At 73.7% G+C, this 26,392-nt stretch carries 19 protein-coding genes; 6 read left to right on the forward strand and 13 right to left on the reverse strand.

Annotation, left to right across the window (positions count from 1 at the left end):
• The 3 genes from AB4039_RS13205 to AB4039_RS13215 all read right to left on the reverse strand — a co-directional run.
• The coding region (locus tag AB4039_RS13205; RefSeq protein WP_442270793.1) for a hypothetical protein at positions 1–629 on the reverse strand (629 nt) is incomplete at its 3' end.
• Between the two features lie 67 nt (positions 630–696).
• A complete protein-coding gene (locus tag AB4039_RS13210) occupies positions 697–1,854 on the reverse strand; it encodes a CobW family GTP-binding protein (RefSeq protein ID WP_442270794.1) in 1,158 nt (385 codons plus the stop codon).
• Between the two features lie 14 nt (positions 1,855–1,868).
• A complete protein-coding gene (locus AB4039_RS13215; RefSeq protein ID WP_266842869.1) occupies positions 1,869–3,035 on the reverse strand; it encodes a citrate synthase/methylcitrate synthase in 1,167 nt (388 codons plus the stop codon).
• A 55-nt stretch (positions 3,036–3,090) separates the two neighbouring features.
• Between AB4039_RS13215 and AB4039_RS13220 the strand changes: the two genes are divergently transcribed.
• The 3 genes from AB4039_RS13220 (at position 3,091) to AB4039_RS13230 (ending at position 6,788) form a co-directional block, all read left to right on the forward strand.
• Complete coding sequence (locus tag AB4039_RS13220; RefSeq protein WP_266842867.1) at positions 3,091–4,347, forward strand: citrate synthase; 1,257 nt, start codon at positions 3,091–3,093, stop codon at positions 4,345–4,347.
• 120 nt (positions 4,348–4,467) lie between these two features.
• Complete coding sequence (locus AB4039_RS13225; protein WP_266842865.1) at positions 4,468–6,084, forward strand: sensor histidine kinase; 1,617 nt, start codon at positions 4,468–4,470, stop codon at positions 6,082–6,084.
• The gene (locus tag AB4039_RS13230) at positions 6,081–6,788 is read left to right on the forward strand and encodes a DUF7342 family protein (protein ID WP_266842863.1); all 708 of its coding nucleotides are present in this window, start codon (positions 6,081–6,083) and stop codon (positions 6,786–6,788) included. The genes AB4039_RS13225 and AB4039_RS13230 overlap by 4 nt, the downstream gene beginning before the upstream one ends.
• 4 nt (positions 6,789–6,792) lie before the next feature.
• Here the strand turns inward: AB4039_RS13230 and AB4039_RS13235 are convergent, their stop codons facing one another.
• The 3 genes from AB4039_RS13235 to AB4039_RS13245 all read right to left on the reverse strand — a co-directional run bounded on the left by AB4039_RS13235 (position 6,793) and on the right by AB4039_RS13245 (position 11,130).
• Positions 6,793–8,385, reverse strand: coding sequence for a sodium/solute symporter (locus AB4039_RS13235; RefSeq protein WP_266842861.1), 1,593 nt, complete (start codon positions 8,383–8,385; stop codon positions 6,793–6,795).
• A complete protein-coding gene (locus AB4039_RS13240; protein ID WP_266842859.1) occupies positions 8,382–8,867 on the reverse strand; it encodes a DUF485 domain-containing protein in 486 nt (161 codons plus the stop codon). Before AB4039_RS13240 ends, AB4039_RS13235 begins: the two co-directional genes overlap by 4 nt.
• Positions 8,868–9,009: 142 nt before the next feature.
• A complete protein-coding gene (locus tag AB4039_RS13245; protein WP_442270795.1) occupies positions 9,010–11,130 on the reverse strand; it encodes a DNA gyrase/topoisomerase IV subunit B in 2,121 nt (706 codons plus the stop codon).
• 447 nt (positions 11,131–11,577) lie between these two features.
• On the opposite strand from AB4039_RS13245, the gene AB4039_RS13250 reads away from it, so the two are divergent.
• Positions 11,578–11,814, forward strand: a complete 237-nt coding sequence (locus AB4039_RS13250) for a DUF7455 domain-containing protein (protein WP_030239625.1) — start codon at positions 11,578–11,580, stop codon at positions 11,812–11,814.
• Positions 11,815–12,013: 199 nt separating this feature from the next.
• Here AB4039_RS13250 and AB4039_RS13255 read toward each other — a convergent pair whose 3' ends face one another.
• The 7 genes from AB4039_RS13255 to AB4039_RS13285 form a co-directional block, all read right to left on the reverse strand.
• Positions 12,014–12,868, reverse strand: coding sequence for a serine protease (locus AB4039_RS13255; RefSeq protein ID WP_266842854.1), 855 nt, complete (start codon positions 12,866–12,868; stop codon positions 12,014–12,016).
• Between the two features lie 217 nt (positions 12,869–13,085).
• Positions 13,086–14,663, reverse strand: coding sequence for an RNA polymerase sigma factor (locus tag AB4039_RS13260; RefSeq protein ID WP_266842852.1), 1,578 nt, complete (start codon positions 14,661–14,663; stop codon positions 13,086–13,088).
• Between the two features lie 354 nt (positions 14,664–15,017).
• Positions 15,018–15,959 carry a FadR/GntR family transcriptional regulator gene (locus tag AB4039_RS13265; RefSeq protein WP_442270796.1) on the reverse strand — a complete coding sequence of 314 codons (942 nt, stop codon included), beginning with the start codon at positions 15,957–15,959 and terminating at the stop codon, positions 15,018–15,020.
• 147 nt (positions 15,960–16,106) lie between these two features.
• Complete coding sequence (locus tag AB4039_RS13270; RefSeq protein ID WP_442270797.1) at positions 16,107–18,299, reverse strand: ATP-binding cassette domain-containing protein; 2,193 nt, start codon at positions 18,297–18,299, stop codon at positions 16,107–16,109.
• A gap of 158 nt (positions 18,300–18,457) precedes the next feature.
• Complete coding sequence (locus AB4039_RS13275) at positions 18,458–19,204, reverse strand: NUDIX domain-containing protein (RefSeq protein ID WP_266842846.1); 747 nt, start codon at positions 19,202–19,204, stop codon at positions 18,458–18,460.
• A gap of 111 nt (positions 19,205–19,315) precedes the next feature.
• The gene (locus AB4039_RS13280) at positions 19,316–21,238 is read right to left on the reverse strand and encodes a glycogen debranching N-terminal domain-containing protein (RefSeq protein WP_442270798.1); all 1,923 of its coding nucleotides are present in this window, start codon (positions 21,236–21,238) and stop codon (positions 19,316–19,318) included.
• 542 nt (positions 21,239–21,780) lie between these two features.
• Positions 21,781–23,043, reverse strand: coding sequence for a DUF4192 domain-containing protein (locus AB4039_RS13285; protein WP_266842842.1), 1,263 nt, complete (start codon positions 23,041–23,043; stop codon positions 21,781–21,783).
• A 124-nt stretch (positions 23,044–23,167) separates the two neighbouring features.
• Here AB4039_RS13285 and AB4039_RS13290 point away from each other — a divergent pair, with 124 nt between their 5' ends.
• Both AB4039_RS13290 and AB4039_RS13295 read left to right on the forward strand, forming a co-directional pair.
• On the forward strand, positions 23,168–25,327 hold the full coding sequence (locus AB4039_RS13290; protein WP_266842840.1) for a RecQ family ATP-dependent DNA helicase: 2,160 nt from the start codon (positions 23,168–23,170) through the stop codon (positions 25,325–25,327).
• A 215-nt stretch (positions 25,328–25,542) separates the two neighbouring features.
• On the forward strand, positions 25,543–26,172 hold the full coding sequence (locus AB4039_RS13295; protein ID WP_266842838.1) for a hypothetical protein: 630 nt from the start codon (positions 25,543–25,545) through the stop codon (positions 26,170–26,172).
• The last annotated feature ends 220 nt before the right edge of the window (positions 26,173–26,392 follow it).

Below are 26,392 nucleotides of genomic sequence, written 5' to 3' on the forward strand. Positions count from 1 at the left end.
GTCCCGGCCCCGGCGGCCGGCCGGCCCACGGCGGCGCCCGTCGGCGGCGGACCGAACCGCGGCCGGGCCACGCCCTCCGGGTCCACGGTCACCTCCGACGCGGTGCCCACCGGGTGCTCCCGGGCCCACTCCGCCCCGCGGAAGAGGCCCGGCGACGCGGCGAGGGTGAGGGTCCGGCCGTCCTCCAGCCGCACGTCCGCCAGGTACACCTCCCCCGTGCCGGTCTCCCCGCGGGTCCGGGTGGCGGTGACCACGGCCGGGTACGCCACTCCCCGGTCCCGCAGGATCTCGTCGGCGGCCCGCGCCGACCAGCCGTACGCCAGCGTGACCGTCCCGACGTAGAGCACCCCGGCGGCCACCCCGGCCGTCCGGACCCCGCGCGGGCTCAGCCCCGGGGAGGCTGCGAGGAAGCCGAAGCCGACGATCAGGGCCAGCACGAGGTACATCCAGGCCGGTCCCCGGACGCGCGACAGGCCGGAGTCGGCCCTGGTGTGCAGGTCCCCCAGCATGAACAGCCGTGCCAGCCCGGTGAAGACGCCGGTCAGGGCCACCGCCCACGCGCCCGCCCAGATCCCGGTCCGTGTCCCCGCCCGGCCCGCGAGCCGCCGGTGCTCCCCGTCCGCGCCCATCCGCCCAGCGTCCCAGCAACACCCGGCGGGCGTAAGGGCGCCGACCGCCCCGGCCGTCGGGTCCGGCTCATTCGCCGGTTCCGGCGTCCCCTTCCGGTCCGGCGTCCCAGGCCGTCGCGTCCGCGTCCGGCGCGTCCGCGTGCGGCACGTCCCCGGCCCGGTCCACGTACCGCAGCACGCCCCACATGCTCTCCGGCGGCGTGTTCCGCGGGTCCCCCTCCTCGCAGTCGGCCAGCTCGCGCAGCAGCCCCGGGCCGTCGAGGGCGGAGCCGATCAGGACCAGCTGCGTCCGGCGCGGCTCCTCCCGCCCCCAGGGGCCGGGGGCGAAGCGCAGGAAGCGGCCGACCGAGTGGACCTCGTAGCGCTCCTGGTGGCCGGGGACGCCGAACCAGACGAAGCCCTTGATCCGGTAGAGGCCGGGCGGGCGGCGGTCGAGGAAGTCGATGAGGCGGCGCGGGGAGAGCGCCTCGTGCGAGGTGAACTCGACGGTCTCGTAGGCGGCGTGCAGGTGCCCGTGGTGGTCCTGCCCGTCGGTGTGCTCGTGTTCCGCGGCCTCCGCGAGCAGGTCCTCGAAGGACAACTGCCCCCGGGTCCGCGACCAGGGCCGGCGGTCGAAGAGCAGCTCCGGGTCGATCCGCCCGTGTTCGGCACCGACCATAGGGATGCCCGGGGCGCAGAGCGCGGCGAGTTCCCGCTCGACGCGGGCCCGTTCGGCGGCGTCCACGCGGTCGGTCTTGTTCAGCACCACGAGGTCGGCGACGGCCAGGTGGCGGTCGGTCTCGGGGTGCGCGGCCCGGGTCGCGTCGAACTCGGCCGCGTCGACGACCTGCACCAGGCCGCCGTAGCGGACGGCCGGATTCTCGTTGGCCACGAGCATCCGGACCATCTCCTGCGGCTCGGCGAGTCCGCTGGCCTCGATGACGATCACGTCGATCCGGTGGACGGGTGCGGCGAGCTTCTCCAGGTACGCGTCCAGTTCGCTGCCGTCGACCGCGCAGCACAGGCAGCCGCCGCCGAGCGAGACCATCGAGTCGCCGACCTGTCCGGCCACGGACATCGCGTCGATCTCGATCGTCCCGAAGTCGTTGACGACGACCCCGATCCGGGTCCCCGCACGGTGGGCGAGCAGGTGGTTGAGCACGGTGGTCTTGCCGGAACCGAGGAATCCGGAGAGGACGACGACCGGAACGGTCCGGGCGGGGGGAGCGGGCTGCCTGCTGTTCACCCGGACGATCGTAGTCAGCCCAGCGGGGGGACCGGCCGGGGCGGGGTCGGGCCGGCGTAGCGCGCGGCCGGCCGGATGATCTTCGGGTCGGCGGCCTGTTCGAGGATGTTCGCGCTCCAGCCGACCACCCGGGCCGCGCAGAAGGTGGGGGTGAACATCTCGCGCGGCAGCCCGCACAGCTCCATGACCACGCCCGCGTAGAACTCCACGTTGGTGTGCAGCTCGCGGCCCGGCTTGAGTTCGGCGAGGATCTCCTCCACCTGCCGCTCGACCTCCACGGCGAAGTCCACGAGGGGCCCGCCGAAGTCCCGCGCGATCCCCCGCAGCATCCGGGAGCGCGGGTCCTCGGTGCGGTAGACGGGGTGCCCGAAGCCCATGATCCGGTCCCCGGCGAGCACCCGCTCCCGGATCCACGGCCCGATCCGCTCCACCGTGCCGATGGCGTCGAGGGTGTCCAGGGCCCGGCTGGGCGCGCCCCCGTGGAGCGGTCCGGAGAGCGCGCCGATCGCACCGGTCAGACAGGCCGCGACGTCCGCGCCGGTGGAGGCGATCACGCGGGCGGTGAAGGTGGAGGCGTTGAAGCCGTGGTCGACCGTGGAGACGAGGTACCGCTCGACGGCGCGGGCCCGGACCGGGTCGGGCTCCTCGCCGGTCAGCATCCAGAGGTGATTGGCGGCGTACGGGAGGTCGTCGCGCGGCTCCACGGGCTCCAGGCCGCGGCCCAGCCGGTGCAGGGCCGTCAGCAGCGTCGGCACGGCGGCGCAGGCGGCGAGCGCGTCGGCGGCGCGGGCCTCGGGGGTGAGGTCGTAGACCGGGCGGAAGCCGGCGGTGGCGCCGAGCAGCGAGAGGGCGGTGCGCAGCCCGGCGAGCGGTCCGGAGGCGGCGGTGGCGCGGGCGAGGGCCGGCAGGGCGTCCCGGACGTCGGCGGGCAGGTGGCGCAGGGGCGCGATCTCGGCGGCGAAGGCGTCCCGCTCGGCACGGTCGGCGGGCAGCGCACCGCGGAACATCAGGTGCCAGACGTCCTCGAAGGTGCGGCTCTCGGCGAGCTCGACGGCCGAGTACTGGCGGTAGTGGTAGAAGCCTTCCAGGCCCCGGACGTCACCGAGCTGGGTCTCGGTGACCACGACCCCCGCGAGACCGCGGGGTACTTCGACGGTGGTGTTCATGAATGGACCATCCATCCTTGACTCAATCCTTGTCAATATTGATTGAATCAATGTATGTAGGCTGTGTGTCATGTCTGATCACGCAGCCGACGACCCTCCCGCCGCCGAGGGAACCCGGCGGCTCACCACCCAGGAGGCCGCCCGCCTCCTGGGGGTGAAACCGGCCACCGTGTACGCCTACGTCAGCCGCGGCCAGCTCAGCAGCCGCCGCGACCCGGTCGGCCGGGGCAGCAGCTTCGACGCGCGCGAGGTGGAGGCGCTGGCCGGGCGGAGCCGCCGTGAGGCGGCGGGCCCGCCCGGGGAACTCTCCGTCCACGTCCGCACCTCGCTCACCCTCATCGAGGCCGACCGGTACTTCTTCCGGGGCGTGGACGCCGTCGAGCTGGCCTCGCGGTACGCCTACGAGGAGGTCGCCGAGTGGCTGTGGACGGGGAGCCTGCCGCACGGGGCCCGGTTCGCCGCTCCCCCGGAGGCGCTCGCCGCGGCCCGCCGGGCGGTGGCCGCCCTGCCGGAGCACAGCGGCCCCCTGGACCGGCTGCGGGTCGCCGTCACGGCGGCGGCGGTGGCGGACCCGCTGCGCTTCGACCTGTCCGAGGAGGCCGTGCTCGGTTCGGCGCGCAGCCTCGTGCCGACGCTGGTCGGCGCCCTGCCGGAGGCCGCACCGGCCCGCGTCGGGGACGGGCGGCTCGCCTGGGAACTGTGGTCCCGGCTGACGGCCCTGGATCCCGACCCGGCGGCCCTGGACGTGCTGGACCTGGCGCTGGCGCTGCTGGTCGACCACGACCTGGCCGCCTCCACCCTCGCGGTACGGGTGGCCGCCTCGGCGCGGGCCCATCCGTACGCGGTGGTCTCGGCCGGGCTGGGCGCACTGGAGGGCCCCCTGCACGGGGCGGCCGGGCGGCTCGCGCACCGGATGCTGACGGAGGTCCTGGAACGGGGCGGCGCCGCGCCGGTGGTGGCGGAGTACCTGCGCGCCGGGCGACGGGTCCCCGGCCTCGGCCACCGCCTGTACCGCGGGGAGGATCCGCGGGCGCGAGCCCTGTTCGGCCGGCTGGAGGGGCTCCCCCAGGCCGGTCCGGCGCTGGGCGCGGCCCGGGACGTGGCCACCGTGATGGCCCGGCACGGACTGCACCCGAACGTGGACCTGGCCCTCGCGGTGCTGACGGTGTCCTGCGCCATGCCCGCCGAGGCCGGGGAAACGGTGTTCGCGGTGGCCCGGACGGCGGGCTGGATCGCCCACGCGCTGGAGGAGTACCAAGAACGGCCCCTGCGCATGCGGCCGAGCGGCCACTACGACGGCCCGCGGCCGCCCCGGCCCCTGCCGTGACGGGTGGCGGGGGCCCCGTGGGAGCGGGCCCGCGCCCGACGGCCTGCGAACCCGCCGCCACCCGCACAGGCAGAACCCAAGCATTCCGCTTACGCCGTCGCCGACCTACGGTTACGTGTCATGCGGTTCCTCCCCACGAGTGCCCCACGCCTCGGGCTGCCCCGCCGGGCCGTCTCGCAGATCCTGCTCACCCAGCTGGCCATCGCCGCCGGGGTCCTCGTGCTGGCCACCGGGCTCTTCCTCGCCCCGCTCAGCGCCCAGCTGGACGACCAGGCCATGCGCCGCGCACTGGCCATCGCCCAGAGCGCGGCGGCGGACCCGTCCCTGGCCTCCGACCTCCTGAGGTCGGGTCCGTCCCCGGACACCCCCGTGCAGGCCGCGGCGGAGCGGATCCGCAGCGCCACCGGAGCCGAGTACGTGGTCGTCATGGACCTGAAGGGCATCCGCCGCTCCCACCCCAGCCCCGACCGCATCGGGCTGCCCGTCTCCACCGACCCCGGCGACGCCCTGGCGGGACACGACGTCATGGAGATCGACGAGGGCACCCTCGGCCGCTCGGCCCGCGGCAAGGTCCCCCTGGTCGCCGCCGACGGCGAGATCGTCGGCGCCGTCTCCGTCGGCATCCCCTACGACAGCGTGCGCGAGCGGCTCCTCGGCGCCATCCCCGGACTGCTCGCCTACGCCGGCGGAGCCCTGACCGCCGGTGCGCTCGCCGCCTACCTGCTGTCCCGCCGGATCCAGCGGCAGACCCGCGACCTCGCGTTCTCCGACATCGCCGGTCTCCTCGCGGAACGCGAGGCCATGCTGCACTCCATCCGCGAGGGCGTGATCGCCCTCGACGGCGACGACCGCGTACGGCTCGTCAACGACGAGGCCGCCCGGCTCCTGGGGCTCTCCCCGGACACCGCCCGCACCCTCGCCGGGCGCCCGCTCGACGAACTCCTCGGCCCGGGCCGCACCAGCGACATCCTCGCCGGCCGCGTCACCGGACGCGACCTGCTCACCGTCCAGGGCCCGCGGGTCCTGGTCGCCAACCGGATGCCGACCGCCGACGGCGGCGCCGTCGCCACCCTGCGTGACCGTACCGAGGTGGAGCACCTGAGCCGCGAGCTGGACTCCACGAAGGGCCTGATCGATGCCCTGCGCGCCCAGGACCACGAGCACGCCAACCGCCTCCACACCCTCCTCGGCCTGCTCGAACTGGGCCTGCACGAGGAGGCCGTCGCCTTCGTGAACGAGGTCGCGGGAGTGCACCGCAGCACCGCCGAGCAGGTCACCGAGAAGGTCCACGACCCCCTGCTGGCCGCCCTGCTGGTCGGCAAGGCCACCGTCGCCGCGGAACGGGGCGTCCCGCTGCGGCTGGCCCCGACCGCCTTCCTCCCCGACCGCCTGGTGGACCCGGGAGGCCTCGTCACGATCCTCGGCAATCTGGTGGACAACGCCCTGGACGCAACGGCGGGCTCGGCCGCGCCCATGGTGGAGGTCGACCTCCGTGCCGAGGGCCGCACCGCCGTGCTGCGGGTGCGCGACAGTGGCCCGGGCGTCCCCGCCGGACGCCACGAGGAGATCTTCACCGAGGGCTGGTCGACCAAGCAGCCCGAGGCCCACCGCGAACGCGGCCTCGGACTCGCCCTCGTACGCCGCCTCGCGGAGCGGCAGGGCGGCAGCGCGCGGGCCGGGGAAGCCTCGGACGGAGGGGCGGAGTTCTCCGTCGTGCTCCCGGAGGCCCTGCGATGAACGGGACCCCGAGCGGTGAGCTGGCCGTACTGGTCGTCGACGACGACGTGCGTGTCGCCCGGATCAACGAGGCGTACGTGGCCAAGGTTCCCGGGTTCCGCGTGGCCGGCCGGGCCCACTCGGCGGCCGAGGCACTGGAGTTCCTCACCACCCGGCCCGTGGACCTGGTCCTCCTGGACCACTACCTGCCGGACGAGAACGGCCTCGACCTGGTGCGCCGCATGCGCCAGCTGGGCCACCACACGGACGTGATCATGGTCACGGCCGCCCGGGACCTGGCCACCGTCCAGGCGGCCATGCGGCTCGGCGCCCTCCAGTACCTGGTCAAGCCGTTCGCCTTCACCGGACTGCGCGCCAGGCTGGAGGCCTACGCCGCCCTGCGCCGCTCCCTCTCCGGCGATGGCGAGGCCGAGCAGGACGAAGTGGACCGGATCTTCGGCGCCCTGGCCGCGGCCGGCACCCCGAACGAGCTCCCCAAGGGCCACTCCCCCACCACCGCCGAGCTGGTGCGCCAGGTCCTGCGCACCGCCGAAGGCCCCCTGTCCACCCAGCAGGTCGCCGACCGCGCCGGCATCAGCCGGCAGACCGCCCAGCGCTACCTGAAGCTCCTGGACCGCGCCGGCCGCGTCACCCTGGCCCTGCGCTACGGCGAGACCGGCCGCCCGGAACACCGCTACGCGTGGGTCCCCTCGGCGGGCCCCTGAGGACTCACACCGCGCCGGCCCCCGTCAGGGAGCGGACCTCCGTCTCCGCGTGCCGGCGCTCGTCCGGCTCCTCGGCCGAGGTGACCGTCCCCAGCCAGCCCGCGAGGAACCCGAGCGGGATGGAGACGATCCCCGGGTTCTGCAGCGGGAAGTACTGGAAGTCGACACCGGGGAAGAGCGATTCGGGGCTCCCCGAGACCACGGGCGACAGGACGACCAGCAGCACCGCCGGGACCAGCCCCCCGTACACCGACCAGACCGCCCCGCGCGTGGTGAACCCCCGCCAGAACAGCGAGTACAGCAGCACCGGCAGGTTCGCCGAGGCCGCCACCGCGAAGGCCAGCCCCACCAGGAAGGCGACGTTCAGGTCCTGGGCGACCAGCCCGAGGCCGATCGCCACCGCCCCGATCCCCACGGCCGCGACGCGCGCCACGGCGACCTCGCTGCGCTGCCGGGCGTGCCGCCGCTTGAGGGAGGCGTAGAGGTCGTGCGCGACGGAGGCGGACGAGGCGAGGGTGATCCCGGCGACCACGGCGAGGATGGTCGCGAAGGCGATGGCGGCCACGAACGCGAACAGCACCGCGCCCCCGGTCGATTCCGCGCCCCCGCCGAGGAAGGCCGCCAGCAGCGGTACGGCCGTGTTCCCGGAGGCGTTGGAGGCCCGCACCAGGTCCGGCCCGAGCAGCGCCGCGGCCCCGAAGCCCAGCACGATGGTCATCAGGTAGAAGCCGCCGATCAGCGCGATCGCCCAGACGACGGACCGGCGGGCCGCCCGCGCCGTGGGCACGGTGTAGAAGCGGGACAGGATGTGCGGCAGCCCCGCGGTGCCCAGGACCAGGGCGAGCCCGAGGCTCATGAAGTCGACGCGGGCGGTCCAGTCGCCCCCGTACCGGAGACCGGGGCCCAGGAAGCGGGCGCCGTACCCGCTGCGATCGGCGGCGCTGGTGAGCAGCTGGCCGAAGTTCCCGTGGAAGCGCAGCAGGACCAGCACGGTCAGGGTGATCGCCCCGCCCATCAGGAGGACGGCCTTCACGATCTGGATCCAGGTGGTGGCCCGCATCCCGCCGAAGGACACGTAGACCACCATCAGGGCGCCCACGCCGATCACGGTCAACGTCCGCGCCGCGGCGCCCGAGCCGCCGAGCAGCAGGCCCACCAGGCTGCCCGCCCCGACCATCTGCGCGACCAGGTAGAGCACCGAGACCACGACGGAGGAGATCCCGGCGGCGATCCGTACGGGCCGCTCGCTCATCCGGGCCGCGACCACGTCCGCGAGGGTGAAGCGGCCGCAGTTGCGCACCAGCTCGGCGACCAGGAAGAGGACCAGGAGCCAGGCCACGAGGAAGCCGACGGAGTACAGCAGGCCGTCGTACCCGAACAGGGCGATCAGGCCGGAGATCCCGAGGAAGGAGGCGGCGGACATGTAGTCGCCGGCGATGGCGAAACCGTTCTCCATGGGGGAGAAGAGTCGCCCGCCCGCGTAGAACTCCTCGGCCGAGCCGCGCCGGTTGCGGCCGACACAGGTGGTGATGCCGAGGGTGACGGCGATGAAGACGCTGAACAGGATCAGCGCGAGGGTCTGGTGCTCGCTGTTCACCGGCCCTCCTCCCGGGCCCCGGTCCGCTCCTGGTCGCGTTCCTGCTCGAAGACCGTCCAGCGCAGGTCCAGTGCGGCCCGGTCCCGCCTGAGGCGGGCGTGGCGGGCGTAGGCCCAGGTCAGCAGGAAGGTGCTCAGGAACTGCCCGAGCCCCGCGAGCAGGGCCACGTTCACCGGGCCGAAGACGGGCCGGGCCATCAGCCCGGGGGCCGTGGTGGCGGCGACCACGTAGGCGACGTACCAGAGGAAGAACCCGGCGGTCGCGGGGACGACGAACCTGCGATAGCGGCCGCGGACCTCCTGGAAGGCGGCGCTCCGCTGCACTTCGAGGTAGATGTCGGATGCGCCGGACGCGGTCCGGCCCCCGGCGTCCGGGCGGGGCGGGACCGTTTCCCCACCCTCGCCCCAGCCCACGGCCAGGGCGTCGTACCAGGGGTCGTCCAGCCGGATCGTTCCGGCATCACGACCGTCGTGCTTGTCCACCGAACTCTCCTTGTCCGCCGCCGCATTGGCCGCGTGCCCACAAGGATGTGCTCGATGGTCGTTTTCAGGACTGATGTCCGGCGCTCTTCACTCCTTCAGGTGATGGAGGGAAGAGCGCCGGCGTGCCGGAGCCGTGTCCGGGTCAGGCGTCGATGCGCGAGCGGTCGAGAGTCGCCGCCGAGCTGGTGATGAACTCCTTGCGCGGGGCGACCTCGTTGCCCATGAGCAGGTCGAAGACCTGCTCGGCGGAGTCCAGGTCGCCGATGTTGATCCGGCGCAGGGTGCGGAAGCGGGGATCCATGGTGGTCTCCGCCAGCTGGTCCGCGTCCATCTCGCCGAGGCCCTTGTAGCGCTGGATGGTGTCCTTGTACCGGATGTTCTTGCGCTGGTACTCCAGCAGGGTCTGGCGCAGCTCGTTGTCCGAGTACGTGTACACGTACTTGTCCTGGCCCCGCTTGGGCTGCACCAGCTCGATGCGGTGCAGCGGCGGGACGGCCGCGAAGACCCGGCCCGCCTCGACCATGGGCCGCATGTACCGCTGGAAAAGCGTCAGCAGCAGGCAGCGGATGTGCGCGCCGTCCACATCGGCGTCGACGAGCAGGACGATCTTGCCGTAGCGGGCGGCGTCGAGGTCGAAGGTACGACCCGAACCGGCCCCTATGACCTGGATGATCGCTCCGCACTCGGCGTTCTTGAGCATGTCCGAGACCGAGGACTTCTGGACGTTGAGGATCTTGCCCCGGATCGGCAGCAGGGCCTGGAACTCGGAGTTCCGGGCGAGCTTGGCCGTACCGAGGGCCGAGTCCCCCTCGACGATGAAGAGCTCGCTGCGGTCCACGTCGTCGCTGCGGCAGTCGGCCAGCTTGGCCGGCAGCGAGGAGGACTCCAGCGCGGTCTTGCGGCGCTGCGCCTCCTTGTGCTGGCGGGCCGCGATACGGGTCCGCGCGGCTGCGACGATCTTCTCCATCACGGCACGGGCCTGCTGCTTGTCGTCGCGCTTGGTGGAGGTCAGGAAGGCCTTGAGCTCCTTGGCGACGACGGCGGCGACGATGCGCGTCGCGGCGGAGGTGCCGAGGACCTCCTTGGTCTGGCCCTCGAACTGCGGCTCGGCGAGGCGGACGGTGACGACGGCCGTCAGGCCCTCCATCGCGTCGTCCTTGACCACGTCGTCCTCGGCGACGCGCAGCAGCTTCGCCGAGCGCAGGACCTCGTTGACGGTCTTGGCGACCGAGCGCTCGAAGCCGGAGACGTGGGTACCGCCCTTGGGGGTGGCGATGATGTTCACGAAGGACTTGAGGTTGGTCTCGTACCCCGTGCCCCAGCGCAGGGCGATGTCCACGCCCAGCTCGCGGGTGACCTCGGTGGGGGTCATGTGGCCGCGGTCGTCGAGGACCGGGACGGTCTCCTTGAAGGTGCCCGTGCCGGTCAGGCGCAGCACGTCGCAGACGGCCTTGTCCTGGGCGAGGTACTCGCAGAACTCGCTGATGCCCCCGTCGAAGCGGAAGGTCTCCTCGGTCTTGCCGGCGCCGTCGATGGCCCGCTCGTCGCGGACCACGATGGTCAGGCCGGGGACGAGGAAGGCCGTCTGGCGGGCGCGCTGGTACAGCGTCTCCAGGCCGAGGCGGGCGTCCTTGAGGAAGATCTGCCGGTCCGCCCAGTAGCGGACCCGGGTGCCGGTGCGGCCCTTGGGGATCCGCTTGACCTTGCGCAGGCCGCCGGCCGGGTCGAAGGGGCTGTCGGGGCCCTGCTCGGTGAAGAACCCGGGGACGCCGCGGCGGAAGCTGACGGCGTGGGTGGAGCTGCCCCGGTCGACCTCGACGTCCAGGCGGGCCGAGAGGGCGTTGACCACGGAGGCGCCGACGCCGTGCAGACCGCCGGAGGCGGCGTACGAGCCGCCTCCGAACTTTCCGCCCGCGTGCAGCTTGGTCATGACGACCTCGACCCCGGACAGGCCGGTCTTGGGCTCGACGTCCACCGGGATGCCGCGGCCGTTGTCGCGGACCTCGACGGAGGCGTCCTCGTGGAGGATCACCTCGATGTGGTCGCAGTAGCCGCCCAGGGCCTCGTCGACGGAATTGTCGATGATCTCCCAGAGGCAGTGCATCAGGCCTCGGCTGTCGGTGGAGCCGATATACATGCCGGGGCGCTTGCGAACGGCCTCAAGGCCTTCGAGGACGAGCAGGTGCCGCGCGGTGTAGTTGGAACCGTCCCGGTCTGCTCCGGACAGCAGCGCGCTGGAAGGCACGGACGTGTCGGCGGTCACGCAGTTCGCTCCTCGCTGAATTTCTTTTCTGGCCCGGTCGGGCGCAGGGGTGGCTCGGCTGCCGGTCAGAGGGTACCGAGGCCTGGTAGAGCCGATGCAACGCCACCCTCGTCACTTCCTCAGCCTAGTGCAGATCCGCACGGGTGTTCGATCCCCCGTGAGGGTGAAGCAAACATCACGTTCCCTTCCAGGCATGAACCATTTAGGGTTCGGGCACGTCCTCATGCACAACCGGCACTCACGCCGGGGAGGACGGGAACTGCTACAAGCGAACGACTGACAACGCGAAACCGTAAAGCAACGCAATACGGCTCCTTCGCCGCCAACCGGCAGCAGCCGGCCAGCTTCGGAAGGAAGTTTCGAGGAAAAGCCGCGAGCGGGAACGTTTTCGGCCTGGTTGGATGTTGACCCTGGTACGACAGCTCGTCGAGCTAGAGAAGAGGCGACGTGACTACTGTTCTGACACCCGCGACCCCGCTGACGGCCGCTGACCGATGCGACCGTTGCGGCGCCCAGGCATATCTGCGCGTCGTCCTCCTGAGCGGTGGTGAACTGCTCTTCTGCGCCCATCACGGGCGTAAGTTCGAGCCGGAACTCAAGAAGATCGCCGCGGAAATACAGGATGAGACCGAGCGGCTCACGTCCGCTCCGGCCGCTAATGCTGCCGACACCGAGGACCGCTGACACAAGGCCTAACCTCGCATCCGACGAGCCAGGACCGGCCAGGCCGGTCGACGGGCGGCATCTCTGAGACCCAGGGACGCCGCCCGTCCTCATATCCGAGGCACTTCCCGGGCGTACGGGCCGCCCCGTACGCCCCCCACACCCCCGTGCGAGGCCGCACGGGCCTCCTGGAGCCCCTCCCGACACCCTGCGCGGCCTCCTACGCCCCGCCGGGCCGCGCGGCCCTCTCGGCGCCGCTCACGAATCCGACCAACGGGGCGATCCGGGTGTAGACGCCCGGACTGTCGGCGCGTCCGCAGCCGCGGCCCCACGACACCAGCCCGATCAGCCGCCCCCGGGCCACCAGCGGACCCCCGCTGTCCCCCTGGCAGGCGTCCTTGCCGCCGTCCCGGTCCCCGGCGCAGACCATGGAGTCCGCCCGGTACTGGCCGTCCGAGTCCCCCGGGTACGCCCGCCGGCAGACGTCGTCGGCCAGCACGGTCACCTGTGCCGCCCGCAGCCCGTACGCGTAGTCCCCGAAGCCGCTCGTGTCGCCCCAGCCGTACACGGCCGCGTCGGTGCCCGCGGCGTACGCGGGATGACCGTCCTCGGCCATGGGGAGCACGTACTGCGCCGGAACGGCCTCGGCCAGCTCCAGCACGGCCAGGTCCCCGGCATTGCTCCCGGGGTCGTAGGCCGGGTTCACCCGGGCGGCGCGCACCGCGATCTCGCGGCCCTCGTCGGCGCGCAGCTCCGTACGTCCGGTGATCACGCGGAAGTCGGTGACGGATTCGACCGTCCCGCCCAGCACCTGCCGGCCAAGGCAGTGGGCCGCGGTCACCACCGTGGTCGGGGCGACGACGACGCCCCCGCAGAACTGCCCGTCGCGGGTACCCCCGAACCGGTCACGGCTGGCGAGGGCCACGACCCACGGGCTGTCGGCCACGTTCACCGGCTTCCCGCCTATGACCACGCTGTCCGCGGCCACCCCGGGGGCCTGGGCCAGCGGCAGCACGGCCGCTCCCGCCACCAGGGTCAGCGCGCCCGCCAGAGCACGGGCAAAGGGACGACGCATGAGGCCTCCTGACTCTGAGTGTGCATGACTCCACCCAGAGTGGGTCGCCCCGTGGCCGGGCGCACCCGCGCGGCCACCGTCGTGGGCCCCCGCGCCCCCGGCCGGTGGAGATCCCGTACGGGGCCGCTCCGGATCCGCTCGACCGTCCGGTCCGGCCGGCCCGGGGCACACCCCCACCGGGCCCGGACCGGTCGCGTCGGGCCCCTCGGCCGTCCGGTCAGTCSAGGTAGTCGCGCAGSACCTGSGACCGGGACGGGTGGCGCAGCTTCGACATGGTCTTGGACTCGATCTGGCGGATSCGCTCRCGGGTGACCCCGTAGACCTTGCCGATCTCGTCGAGGGTCTTGGGCTGGCCGTCGGTCAGGCCGAACCGCATCGAGACCACGCCGGCCTCGCGCTCGCTCAGCGTGTCGAGGACCGAGTGCAGCTGCTCCTGCAGCAGCGTGAAGCTGACGGCGTCGGCGGGGACGACCGCCTCGGAGTCCTCGATGAGGTCACCGAACTCACTGTCGCCGTCCTCGCCGAGCGGGGTGTGCAGGGAGATCGGCTCGCGGCCGTACTTCTGGACCTCGATGACCTTCTCGGGGGTCATGTCGAGTTCCTTGGCCAGCTCCTCCGGGGTGGGCTCGCGGCCGAGGTCCTGGAGCATCTGGCGCTGCACGCGGGCGAGCTTGTTGATCACTTCGACCATGTGCACGGGGATGCGGATGGTGCGGGCCTGGTCGGCCATGGCGCGGGTGATCGCCTGCCGGATCCACCAGGTCGCGTACGTGGAGAACTTGTAGCCCTTGGTGTAGTCGAACTTCTCCACGGCGCGGATCAGACCCAGGTTGCCCTCCTGGATCAGGTCCAGGAAGAGCATGCCGCGGCCGGTGTAGCGCTTGGCCAGCGAGACCACGAGGCGGAGGTTGGCCTCCAGCAGGTGGTTCTTGGCGCGGCGGCCGTCCTCGGCGATGATCTCCAGCTCGCGCTTGAGCTTGGGCGCCAGCTTGTCGGAGTTGGCCAGCTTGTCTTCGGCGAACAGGCCCGCCTCGATGCGCTTGGCGAGCTCGACCTCCTGCTCGGCGTTGAGCAGCGGGACCTTGCCGATCTGCTTGAGGTAGTCCTTGACGGGGTCGGCGGTGGCGCCGGCCACGACGACCTGCTGGGCGGGGGCGTCGTCCTCGTCGTCCGAGATGACGAAGCCCTTGTTCTCCCCGCCCTCCTCTTCCTCATCGGCCTCGGCCTTGGGGGCGTCGGGGCCCTCGTCCGCGGTCTCCTCGCCGCCCTCGTCCGCGTCCTTCTTGGCGGCGGTCTTCTTCGCCGCCGTCTTCTTCGCCGCGGTCTTCTTCGCGGGGGCGGTCTTCTTCGCGGCCGTCTTCCGGGCGGCGGTCTTCTTCGCGACCGGTTCGGCCACGGGCTCTTCGGCGAGGGCGTCGGTGGTGTCCGGCTCCGCCGTTCCGGTGTCCGCGACGATGCCGGCCGCGGCCGGAGGGGCCGCCGTCTTCGCCGCGACGGTCTTGGTCGCCGTCCGCTTGGCGGGGCTCTTCGCCGCGACGCTCTTGCGGGGGGTGCGCTTGGGCGACTCCGCGGCACTGACCATCAGTGTCACACCCTCTTCCTCAAGGATCTGGTTGAGGCTGCGCAGAACATTCTTCCACTGGGTCGCAGGAATCTGGTCAGCCTCGAAGGCCCGACGCACGTCATCGCCGGCGATCTGCCCCTCGGCCTTGCCCCGCTCGATGAGCGCCATCACAGACTCGGAATCGGCGATCTCCGGCGGGAGCGTACGGGATGTGCTGGCCGACACGAACAACCTCTCGGAACGATGGGAACGGCTTCCGACCCCGGCCTGGTGCTGGACCGGAGCCGACGACCACCGACTGGGGATGGGCCGGGGGCGCGGGCAGGGGCCGGGGAGCTGCACAGCACCCCCAAGGGCTGCTGTCTTCCCTCCGTCGGCCATCACCTCTTACGTCATCGCGTGACGTCGCGGAGCGTTACGCCCAATCTTCGTGGCCCGAATCACATCCGGTTCCCGTCCGTGCCCGTCCCGTGGCCGTACGCACGCCTGCGGAGGCGCCGGAAAGGCCCCGCACGCCGGAATCGCCGGACCCGAAACGGGCCCGGCGACCGGTGTGCACCCCCGCGCCCCCCGCGCGTCGGCGCGTCAGTGCTCGCGCGGGGCGGGAACCACGCGCTCGACCTCCGGATGCACCGTCAGGAGCTGACGCATGGCGTTCTCGGCACCCGTCGCGTCACCGGCCGCGAGCGCCTCGACCATCCGCGCGTGGTGCGCGACGCCGGTCTCGCTGGGACGGTCGCAGGCGGTGACGGGACTGCCGGAGACCTGGAGGGCGGCGGAGACGATGCCCGACAGGTGCTCCAGCATGCGGTTGCCGGCGACCTGGATCAGCAGTCCGTGGAACTCGTTGTCGGCGCGCGCGAAGGTGATCGCGTCGCCCTGCCCGAGGGCGTGCCCCATGATCTCGACCATGTCGGCGAGCCGCTGCTGGACGTCCGGGCGGCCGTGGCCGGCCGCGAGGCGGGCGGCCAGCGGCTCGATGGTCCAGCGGAGCTCGTTGAGCTCGCGGCGCTGGTCGTCGCGCTGGGGTCCGAAGGCGCGCCACTCGATGATGTCGGGGTCGAGCAGGTTCCAGTCGGCGACGGGCCGGACGCGGGTGCCCACGTTGGGGCGGGCGCTGACGAGGCCCTTGGCCTCCAGGACCCGCAGGGATTCACGGACGACCGTGCGGGAGACCTCGAAGCGCTGGCCGATCTCCTCGGGGACCAGGGGCCGGTCCGCGCCGAGATCGCCCGAAACGATCATCTGGCCGAGCTGCTGGACGAGTTGGCCGTGCAGACCGCGCCCGCGGCTGCCTGCCGCCCGGCGGCCGACGCGGCTCAGCTCGACGTCGCCCCCGTCCCAGTGGGGCGGCCCGACCCGGTCGGACCCGGAGGCCTCCGGGTAGGGGTAGCGGTCGAGTTCGCCCGAGCCGGCGAGGCCGGTGTCGGCATGGCGGGCGGCGGTCATCATGGCGTGCGCAAGGGTACTCACGAATCCTTTGTCGGCCTCGCCTCCATCACCCTTGAGGTCTTTGGTGAAAAGCACACGAAAGGGTGATCGGTGCCACCTACGCAATTGACGACTTATCGTAAAGAACCGGGCCTTTTGCGGGGAGTTGCGGTCCGCTTCGGGTGATCCGGCCTGATCTGGACTTCTATGGTCCCGGCGAAGTCGCCTCCCGCACCGGAACGATCACCAACGGACCCGCCCGCGCAGTCCTGTGAACGCATAGGCGCACAACAGGACCATCAGCGACAACACCATTGCCGCGCCGACGGGTTGGACCATCACCCGAAGGGCCCCCAGCACGATCCGGTCCGCCTCCGGAGGCCACGACGACCAGGTCAGGCCGCGCAGGCGGGAGGCGATGCCGGTCACCGGGTACGCGGACGGCCCGTCGAGGACCTTGCGCACCAGCGGTACGACGGCCACCGGCATGGCGAGCACCGCCGCGAAGCCCACGGACGCGGCGCGGAACACCCCGGAGGCGAGGACCCCGGCCCAGGCGCAGCCGACGAGCAGCCCGGCCCAACTCGCCGCGGGGGAGACCCATTCCGCCGGCGGGCTCAGCGGCCCGGCGCCGCCGAAGACGAACCGGAGCACCGCGGTGTCGGCGGCGACCGTGAGCGCGCCGAGGGCCAGGGCGAGGGCCGCGCAGACGGCGAGTTTGGCGGCGAGCAGCCCCAGCCGCCGGGGCACGGTGCCCCGGTCGGCGGCGAGGGCCGGGTAGCGGTACTCCTCGCCGAAGGCCAGGGAGCCGAGCAGCCCGGCCCCGAGCGCGGCGGGCGGCAGCGGGAAGAGCTCCGGCCAGGCGGCGAGCAGTCGGCTCCGGGGGGTGTGGCCCGCGCGTGCCAGTACCAGGGAGGTGAGCACGGAGACGGTGACGACGAGGGCGGCGGTCAGCAGCGGGGCGGCCGTGCCGAACACCCGGCGGAGCTCGTAGCGCAGCGGCCACAGCGGGCCGCCCACCCGCCGTACCCGCCGCAGGCCGGAGGAGCCCTGCCCGGAACGGGCATGCCGCCGCCCACCGCCCCCACGCGGGCCGGGGTACTCGGACACCTCGGGGTCGCCGGCCACCTCGGCATCGACGACCGCGGCGGGGAGCCGGTCCGGGACCGGAGCCGCGGCCGGGCCCTGTCCCGCGGGCCGGGCCGGTTCCGGGGGCGGACCCTGGTCCGGTGCCGCCTCCCGGGCAGGGGGCGCGGCGCGGACGGCGGTCACACCGGGTTCGGCCCCGGGACCGGATCCCGCACCGGGGTCCGTGGATACCGGCCCGGTGAGGAGCACGGCACGGGGGTCCGGGCGGGGGCCCCCGTGAACCGGGGCCTCCGCTCCGGCCACGAGGCCCGCCACGGAGCCCGGCACGGGGCCCGGCACGGAGCCCGGCACCTGTCGGCCCTGTGCCTCAGCCCGAGCCTCAGCCCGAGCCTCCGCGCGCGCCTCCGCCCGGACGTCCACCCGGACCGTGCTCCCGCCGCGGGTCCGGGCCTGCGGTACCGGCGGGACGGGCGCACCCGCGTCCCCGGTCTCGTCCGCGAGTTGATGGACGAGCACTCCGTGCCTGAACGCCGCCTCGCCGATCTCGGCGCAGTTGCTGCCGTACACCGACAGGCGGCTGCCGCTCTCCTCGACGATCTCCACCACCCTGTGGGCGGAGCGGGCCTCACGGCCCAGTACGTCGGCGAGCCGGGCGGCGTGCGGGGTCCGCACGGCGACCCGCGGTCGCAGCCGGGTGCGGGCGAAGTCCGCGGCGTCCTGGTCCGCGACGAGGCGGCCCGAGGCGATGGACACGACCCGGTCGGCGTACCGGGCCGCCTCCTTCGCGTCGTCGGTGGTGAAGAGCACCGCCCCGCCGAGGGAGGCGTGACCGCGCAGCAGCCCGTGGAGCCAGGCCCGCTCACGGGAGTGCAGCCCGGCGGCGGGTTCGTCGAGGAGCAGGGTGCAGGGGTCGGCGAGCAGCGCTGCGGCGAGGGCGACACGACGCTCCATGCCGGCCGAGAGCGACCCGAGCCTCTGGTCGCGCAGGCCGCCGATGCCGACGACCTCCATCAGGGTGTCCGCGCGGGACGCGGGGACCCCGACGGCGGCACTGAGCATCCGCAGTTGGTTGCGGACCGTCCTCGACGGGTGCCCGGGAACGTCTCCGAGGAGTACGCCGACCTCGCGGCCCGGATGCGGGATCCGGTGCAGCGGGCGGCCGCGAAAGTAGGTGACGCCCCGGCCCGGTTCCAGTTCGAGCATGAGCCGCAGCGCGGTGGTCTTGCCTGAACCCGGCTCGCCGAGCAGGGCGGTCACGCACCGCGGGCGGGCCTCGAAGGTGAGGTCGTTCACGACGGGCGGGAGTTCTCGACGGGGTGTGCTGGTGAGTCCGATGGCCTGGAGCATCGCTTCTCTCGCGGGGGGTGAGACCGCTCTGCGGCAGGATGAGTACCGCAAGCAAGATAACGCGATATGTCCGATTTTCTATGTAACCGGCCCGTGCCGGTGCCGCGATTGCCGCCCGGGGCCGCCCGTGCGGACGGCAGAGGCCTCCCAGGGGAGGATCAGACTTCCGGCCGCAGCATCGGCGGGTTGAGCAGGGTCGCCCCGCCCGCCCTGAACAACTGGGCCGGCCGACCGCCCTGACGGGTCGTCGTCCCTCCGGCCGGCACCAGGAACCCGGGGGTGCCGGTGACCTTGCGGTGGAAGTTGCGGGGGTCCAGCGCCACCCCCCACACCGCCTCGTACACCCGGCGCAGCTCTCCGACGGTGAACTCCGGCGGGCAGAAGGCGGTGGCCAGGGAGGAGTACTCGATCTTCGAGCGGGCCCGCTCCACACCGTCGGCGAGGATCCGCGCGTGGTCGAAGGCCAGCCCGGTGGAGGCCTGGTCGGCGCCCTCCAGCAGTTCGTCGACGGGCGCCCAGCGGGCGCCGTTGGCGTCCCCGCCGGCCCGGGGCGCCGGCAGGTCGGGGGCGAGGACCAGGTGTGCCACGCTGACGACCCGCATCCGGGGGTCGCGCTGCGGGTCCCCGTAGGTGGCGAGCTGTTCGAGATGGGCGCCGTTGTCCACGCCGGGCGCGGCCGGGTCGTGCGCGCACAGGCCCGTCTCCTCGGCGAGTTCCCTGGCAGCGGCCGCCCCCAGGTCCTCGTCCCCGCGGACGAATCCGCCGGGYAGCGCCCAGCGGCCCTGGAACGGCTGCTCACCCCGTCGGACGACCAACGCGCAGAGCGCGTGGCGCCGCACGGTGAGCACGACCAGGTCGACGGTGACGGCGAAGGGCGGAAAGGCCGACGGGTCGTAGGGCGACATGCCGCGATCATAGTCGTCTGCCTGACGATAAACAGAGCTTTGGTGATCCCGGAGACGGTGATCTGGAACCCAGACCGGATCTTCGCGACCACCCCGGACGGTCGCGCGGGGCTAGCCCCGCAGTTGGAGCCCATCGGCCGCCTCCTCCACCATGCCGACGCCGAGGCGGCTGATCCGGACGGCGAACGGTTCCTCCGACACCCTCAGGCCGGAGAGGCGCAGTGCGCCGAGGGGAGCGCCCGCCCGTGGAGTGACGGCGACGGTAGCCGCCGGGGCGTCCGGGCGGATGCCCGCGAGCGCGGTGAGGGCGTGGATCCCCGCGGCGGCGGCCACCGCCGCGGGCCTGCAGGCCGCGGGGTGCGGGAGCGGGGCGCTGCCGGCCGTGCGCTGCTCGGCCGCGTACATCTCGGGCAGGCGGTACCCGAAGGACTCCGCCGCGTCGAGCAGCCCCCGCAGCAACCCCGCGGCCTCCTTGTCGAAGCCGGCCTGGGCGAGCCCGGCCACGGCGAGGGCGCTCTCGTGGGCCCTGACCGCTCCGGACCGGTGCCCGAAGGGGTTGTGTCCCGGTTCGCGCGCGGCCATGCTGCGCAGCCCCCATCCGGAATCCATGGCCGGGGCTCCGAGCAACCGGGCGAGGTGTTCGGTCCGGACGGGATCCAGCAGGCCGGGTGCGAACTCCCCGCCGCCCAGCAGGCCGGTGTCCAGCAGGTGCGCGGCGGCCCCGGTCAGCCGGGGCAGCGGACGGCCGTCGGGGTGCAGTGCCGCGGCGGGGCGGCCTCCGTCCGGGCCGTCGATCCAGAACCGGTCCCGGAACCGGTCCCGCAGGGCGGCGGCCCACTCCCGCCATTCCGCGGCTCCGGGCCGTCCGCAGTCGGCGAGCAGATCGGCGCCGAGCAACGCGGCGCGGTGCGCGTGGGCCTGGGTCTCGCAGCGCCGCGGCCCGGGATCGGGGTCGGCCAGGAAGCCGTCCTCTCCGAGCGCGCCGCGCAGCCAGCCCAGGCAGCGCTCCGCGGCGGGCAGCAGCCGGGCCACTTCCTCCTCCGGCAGCCCCCATCTGCGCGCTTCGGCGAGCACCGCCGGGAAGCCGAGGGTCGCCTCGGTGCCGGTGCACCCCGGCGGGAGCTGCGGTCCGGCGGCGCGCAGCGGTCCCGGGAGCTTCCCCGCTTCCGGGCCACGGCCCCCGGTCTGGCTCCGGGCCAGGGTCCGCAGGGTGGCGGCGGCCAGCCCGGTACCGAGCGGGAGCGCCATCCGCGCGGCCCACAGCGACTCGGCGGGGGCCAGCCCGAGCCGCCAGGGCACTCCGGCCGCCGCGAAGGCGTCCGCGGGTGCCTCGGGGTCCCTCAGGAGCAGTGCGCGCAGGTCGTCGAGGCTGGTCCGGAACCAGGCGTCGGCCCTCGGGTCGTCCCCCTCGGCGCGAGCGGCGGAGAACGGGTTCGCGACCTGTCCGGCGGGAGCCCGGGTCGATCGGTCGCGCGTGGTCCGCAGTTCGATGCTGCGGGACTCCCCCGGTTCCAGGTCGAGCTGCCAGCGCAGCAGTCCGGCCGAGGCGAGGGCGTCGTCGGGGGCCGGTTCGGCGGTGGTGACGGCGAGGGCGTCGCCGGTGCTCCAGCGCAGTCCGGCGGCGTGCACCCCGGCGGCGAGTTCCGGTCCGGCCCGGCCGGCCGCCACGGCGGCGAGCTCGGCCAGGTCGGTGCCGAGGGAGACCTCCACGGGGAGGCGCAGCGGGCGGGCGGCGAAGCTGCGCAGGGTGATGCGCTCGGTGCCGTCGGCGTGGCGGACGCGCTCGACTCCGATGTCGGGGTCGGGGCCTGCCTCGATGCCGGTGCGGACGGTCGCGGTGAAGGAGGCCCGGTCGGCGGAGAGGCTGCGCGCTTGGACGGCGACCGGATCCCGACCGCCGACGCGCAGGACGCAGCGTGACAGCAGGCGCCGCCCCGCGCGGTAGATGCCGTCGATGCCCCGCCCGGTCAGCTGGCCGTGCTCGGGAGAGATGACCAGGCAGGGCGCGGCGACGCAGATGACGGCACCGTGCACCGGTGGCAGCTCGGGCCGGCGCGCGGGCCCCACAGCGGGCTGCCGCGGCGGGGGCGGTCCTGCCGGCCGTGCCTCCGGCTCGGGGCGGACGGGGGCATCGGCCTGTCGGTCCGTGGACCCCGCGGGCACCCGCTCCAGCACCGCCTCGACCGCCGGCCGACCGTAGGGCGGTCCGCCCGGCCCGATCCCGTAGCTCCTGGAGGGGGAATCGGGCCCGCCCTCGGTGGCCACTGCGGTGCGGTGCCCCGGGGCGGTGGGCGCAGGGGGCCCGGGCGGGTCGGTTTCAGGTACGGGGGGAGCCATGTGCCGCCTTCTCTGCGCTCCGGCCGGTTCCGCTGGGCGGTGGCGCGGCCGGGCGCCCACCTCCCCCCAGCTGAACGCCCTCACCCCCGCCCGGGTCACGGGCCCCGGTGGTGGCTGCCCGCACGGGGTGTCGCCCCGACGTCGTAATGCAGTGCCCGCCGCGCTCCAGAGGCGCCGTACGGGACCGTGGTCCTGATGCCGCCGTACGGGACTCCGGCCGCCGGGGCTTCGGCGCGGGCTCACTGGCCGCTCCCTTCGGGGCGGCGGGTCGGACGACGCCGCTTTCCGTCCCGGCGGCCGGGCGGACGGGTGGTGGCGGCGGAGCGCTTGCGGCGGGGTTCGCGGCGTCGGCGTTCCTCCCGCAGGCACTGCCGCAGCCCTTCGGGGTCGATGCCCTCGTTGCACGCGTGGTGGAGCAGTTGGGCGAAGCGGTACTCGGAGTCGGCCCGCAGGGCGAGCGTGAGGGCGATGCGTGCGGTCGGCTCGTCCCCGCCGGACCAGGAGACCCAGCCGGCCAGGGTGAGCGGCGCCGCCGCGTGTTCTCCGTACGCGCCGACGCAGCGCCGGGCCAGGGCCCGCCACAGGCGCAGGGCGGGGGCGGCTTCGTCCCCCTCCATCCACTCGGCGGCGATGTCGCGGATCTCGCGGTCCTGGAGGCCGAGGATCACGGCGGCGGCCTCGTCGTGCCCGAGGAGGGCGTCGTCCCAGTCGTCGGCGCGCGGACCGCCTTCGACGGGCGGCGCGAGGGTCAGGCGGCGCATCAGGGTCTTGGCGAGGGTGATGGTCTCCGCTCCGACCTCCTGGCGGGTGGCCCCGTCGAGGATCTTCGGGACGAGGGCGACGGCCGCCCGGTCGAGGGCCTCCTCCTGCTCCGCGGCCCCGGCTCCGGCAAGGGGCGTGAGCCGGCTTTCGATCTCCTTCAGCGAGCCCCGGACCTGGAGTCCGGCGAAGGTCGCCGCCGCGGCCATGACCGAGGTGCCCGGCGGGGCGAGCGGGTTGCCCTCGGCCGGGCAGCAGCCGGAGTCTTCACAGGTGTAGGACCAGTAGCGGCCGCCGGAGAGGCACAGGGCCTCCAGGACCGGCACGTCCAGGGCGCCGCAGGCGAGGCGCACCCGCTGGGCGAGCGGCCGCAGCCGGGTCATCACCCGCTGTCCGCTCTCCCCGGCCCCCGGGTCCTGGCACAGGAAGACCACGATGCCGTCCGGCTTGCCGCCGCGCCGCTCGCTGCCCCGCACGAGGCATTCGGCGACCTGCCGGGCGGTGTCCTCCCATTCGGCGGGCGTGGAGGGGATTCCGACGCGCAGACGTCCACCGAAGCGTCCGCCCTCGCCGTGCACGGCGACCATGACGAGGGAGTCGGTCGGATGGAATCCGAGCATGTAGGGCAGCGCGTCGGCCAGTTCGGCGGGGCTGCGTAAGGTGATCCGGGATGCCTCGGGGGTTCCGGAGGGGCTGATGGAGGGTCGGTCGGACTGACTGCGAGATTCGTGGTTCGTCGTCATGGCTCGACGGTCCCGTGTGCGGACCGATCGCGAAACCCCTGTGGATAACTCGTTTGAATATTCAACATCCACAGGTTGAGAGCGTCATTGGCGCGATGTCAGAACCATCGGGTTGCATGGGGGTATGAACGCAGACCTGAGGTCCTCCGCAGATTCCGTACTCGCCCGCCTCGTGGGCGACCCCACGGGCACCGCACGGCTGCGCGAGGACCAGTGGCGGGCGATCGAAGCCCTCGTCGCGCACAAGCGGCGGGCCCTGGTCGTCCAGCGCACGGGGTGGGGCAAATCCGCCGTGTACTTCGTGGCCACCTCCCTGCTGCGGGCGGGCGGCGCCGGACCCACCGTCATCGTCTCCCCGCTGCTCGCACTGATGCGCAATCAGGTCGAAGCCGCCGCCCGGGCCGGGATCCGCGCCCGCACCATCAACTCCGCCAATCCGGAGGAGTGGGAGGGCATCCAGGCCGAGGTCGCCGCGGGCGAGGTCGACGTCCTCCTGGTCAGCCCCGAACGCCTCAACAACCCCGACTTCCGCGACCAGGTGCTCCCCAAGCTCGCGGCCGCCACCGGCCTCCTGGTGGTCGACGAGGCCCACTGCATCTCCGACTGGGGGCACGACTTCCGCCCCGACTACCGCCGGCTGCGCACCATGCTGGCCGATCTCCCGCCGGGGGTCCCGGTCCTCGCGACGACCGCCACCGCCAACGCCCGGGTGACGGCGGACGTCGCCGAACAACTCGGCACCGGAGCCGGTACGGACGCCCTCGTACTGCGCGGCCCGCTGGACCGCGAGAGCCTGAGCCTGGCCGTGCTGTCCCTCCCCGACGCCGCTCACCGGCTCGCCTGGCTCGCCGACCACCTCACCGACCTGCCGGGCTCCGGAATCATCTACACGCTGACGGTGGCCGCCGCCGAGGAGGTCACCGCCTACCTCCGCCACCGCGGCCACACCGTCTCCTCATACACCGGAAAGACCGAGAACGCCGACCGCGAGCAGGCGGAGAACGACCTCCAAGCCAACCGCGTCAAGGCCCTCGTGGCCACCTCCGCCCTCGGGATGGGCTTCGACAAGCCCGACCTCGGCTTCGTCGTGCACCTGGGATCTCCCTCCTCCCCCATCGCCTACTACCAGCAGGTCGGCCGTGCGGGCCGCGGTGTGGAGCACGCCGAGGTGCTCCTGCTGCCCGGCCGCGAGGACGAGGCGATCTGGCAGTACTTCGCCTCCGTCGCCTTCCCGCCGGAGGAACAGGTCCGCCGCACTCTGGACGTCCTGGCCCAGGCGGGCCGCCCCCTGTCCCTGCCCGCCCTGGAACCGCTCGTCGACCTGCGCCGCACCCGCCTGGAGACGATGCTGAAGGTCCTCGACGTGGACGGCGCCGTACACCGCGTCAAGGGCGGCTGGACCTCCACCGGCGAACCGTGGGTGTACGACGCCGAGCGCTACGCCTGGGTCGCCCGGCAGAGGTCCGCCGAGCAGCAGGCGATGCGGGACTACGCCGCCTCCACCGACTGCCGGATGGAGTTCCTGCGCCGCCAGCTGGACGACGAGGAGGCCGCGCCCTGCGGCCGCTGCGACAACTGCGCGGGTGCCCGCTTCACCCCGGACGTCTCGGGCACCGCCCTGGACACCGCCCGCGGCGAACTGAGCCGCCCGGGAGTGGAACTGGAACCCCGCAAGATGTGGCCCACCGGGCTCGCCGCGGTCGGCGTCGACCTCAAGGGCCGGATCCCCGCCGGGGAACAGGCCTCGACCGGCCGGGCCCTGGGCAGGCTGTCCGACATCGGGTGGGGCAACCGGCTGCGCCCGATGCTGGCCCCGCAGACGGCCGACCAGCCGGTTCCGGACGATGTCGCCCAGGCCGTGGTCGCCGTACTCGCCGACTGGGCGCGCGGCCCCGGGGGTTGGGCCTCCGGCGCGGCGGACGCCCCCGCCCGGCCCGTGGGCGTGGTCGCGCTGCCCTCGCGGAGCCGCCCCCTGCTGGTCGGCTCCCTCGCCGCCCGGATTGCCGAGGTCGGACGGATCCCGCTGCTCGGGGCCCTGGAGTACACCGATCAGGCACCGGAGTTCGGGCTGCCGTCCTCGAACAGCGCCCAGCGGGTCCGGGGGCTCCACCAGGCCTTGACCGTCCCACAGGCCCTGGCGGCCAGCCTGTCCGAGGCATCGGGTCCGGTGTTCCTCGTCGACGACCGGGCGGAGAGCGGGTGGACCCTCGCGGTGGCCGCCCGGCTGCTCCGCCGGGCGGGTGCGAAGGGGGTGTTTCCGCTGGTGCTCGCGCTCCAGCCGTAGCCGAATGAGTCATCTCCGGCGTGGCGGGGCAAGGATATGAACGGCATACCGGCGAATTCCGGTCTGCGGCTCCAAATGCTCATTGCCCCACCCTCGCGCACCACGCGAGAATCGGAGTGCTCCCGCTCGGCTCGACGGCACTCTCCAGGGCCGCGCCGCGGCGCGCCCACAGTCCAGCCGTGCCCGCTCGCGGGCGTGTACCCGAAGGGAGGACCGTGACCTTCGGATTCGCCCCGACCTCGACCACGTCCCTGGCAACGGCGGCCGGCGGCGCCAGCCGTCACGGCCGGCTGCTCGAACCCGCCGAGTGGACGGCGGCCGGAATCCCCCTGCTCAGCAATCCGCGCGAGTTGGTCAGCGGGCTGCACTCCCGGCACAGCCCCGCGCCCTCCACCGCCGTCATCGCGGTCCTCGGCCCCGACGACCGGCTGGTGGCGAGCGCCTCCTTCGTCCAGCGGTCCGACTCGGCGGACGGCTGGGAGTACCGCAACGCCCTGTTGTCCCGGCTGCGCCGGGTCATCCCGCACGACCTGCGGCGGCGGACCCCGGCCAGGACGGCGGTGCTGATGTACTGCCGCGACGGCGACGAGCGGTGGACCGAGGAGGACGGCGCCTGGATGTGGGGCCTGCGGGACGCCTGCACCCTGCACGGACTGCGCTGCGGGGCCTACATCACGCTGACCCGAGGGGGCTGGCAGGTCCTGGGCGAAGGCCGCGGCGGGCGAAGCCCCGGTTCGGACACCAGACCCGGACACCTCGGATCGCTGGCGGCCGAGACGGCACCGCTGACCCTCAGCACCGCCGGCGGGGCGGCCGAGCCGCTGCGCCGTACCGCCGCCCGCTGAGCGGGCGGCCGGTCCCGGTAACCCGGTCGTTCCCGGCGACACGGCCGGTCCCGACGACCCTGCCGGTCCCGACGTCGGAACGCCCGGGCGCCGGGACCCTCATGACGCCTCGCCACACCGGGCCGGCCCACCTCCGCGCGCAGGGCGCAGAGCGGACCGGGTCTGCCGTAGCGCCCCGGCCTGCCCACGAACGGGCGTACGGCACCACCCGGCGCCGCGG

The sequence above is a fragment of the Streptomyces sp. M-16 genome (genome assembly GCF_052114405.1).
Taxonomy (GTDB): Bacteria; Actinomycetota; Actinomycetes; order Streptomycetales; family Streptomycetaceae; genus Streptomyces.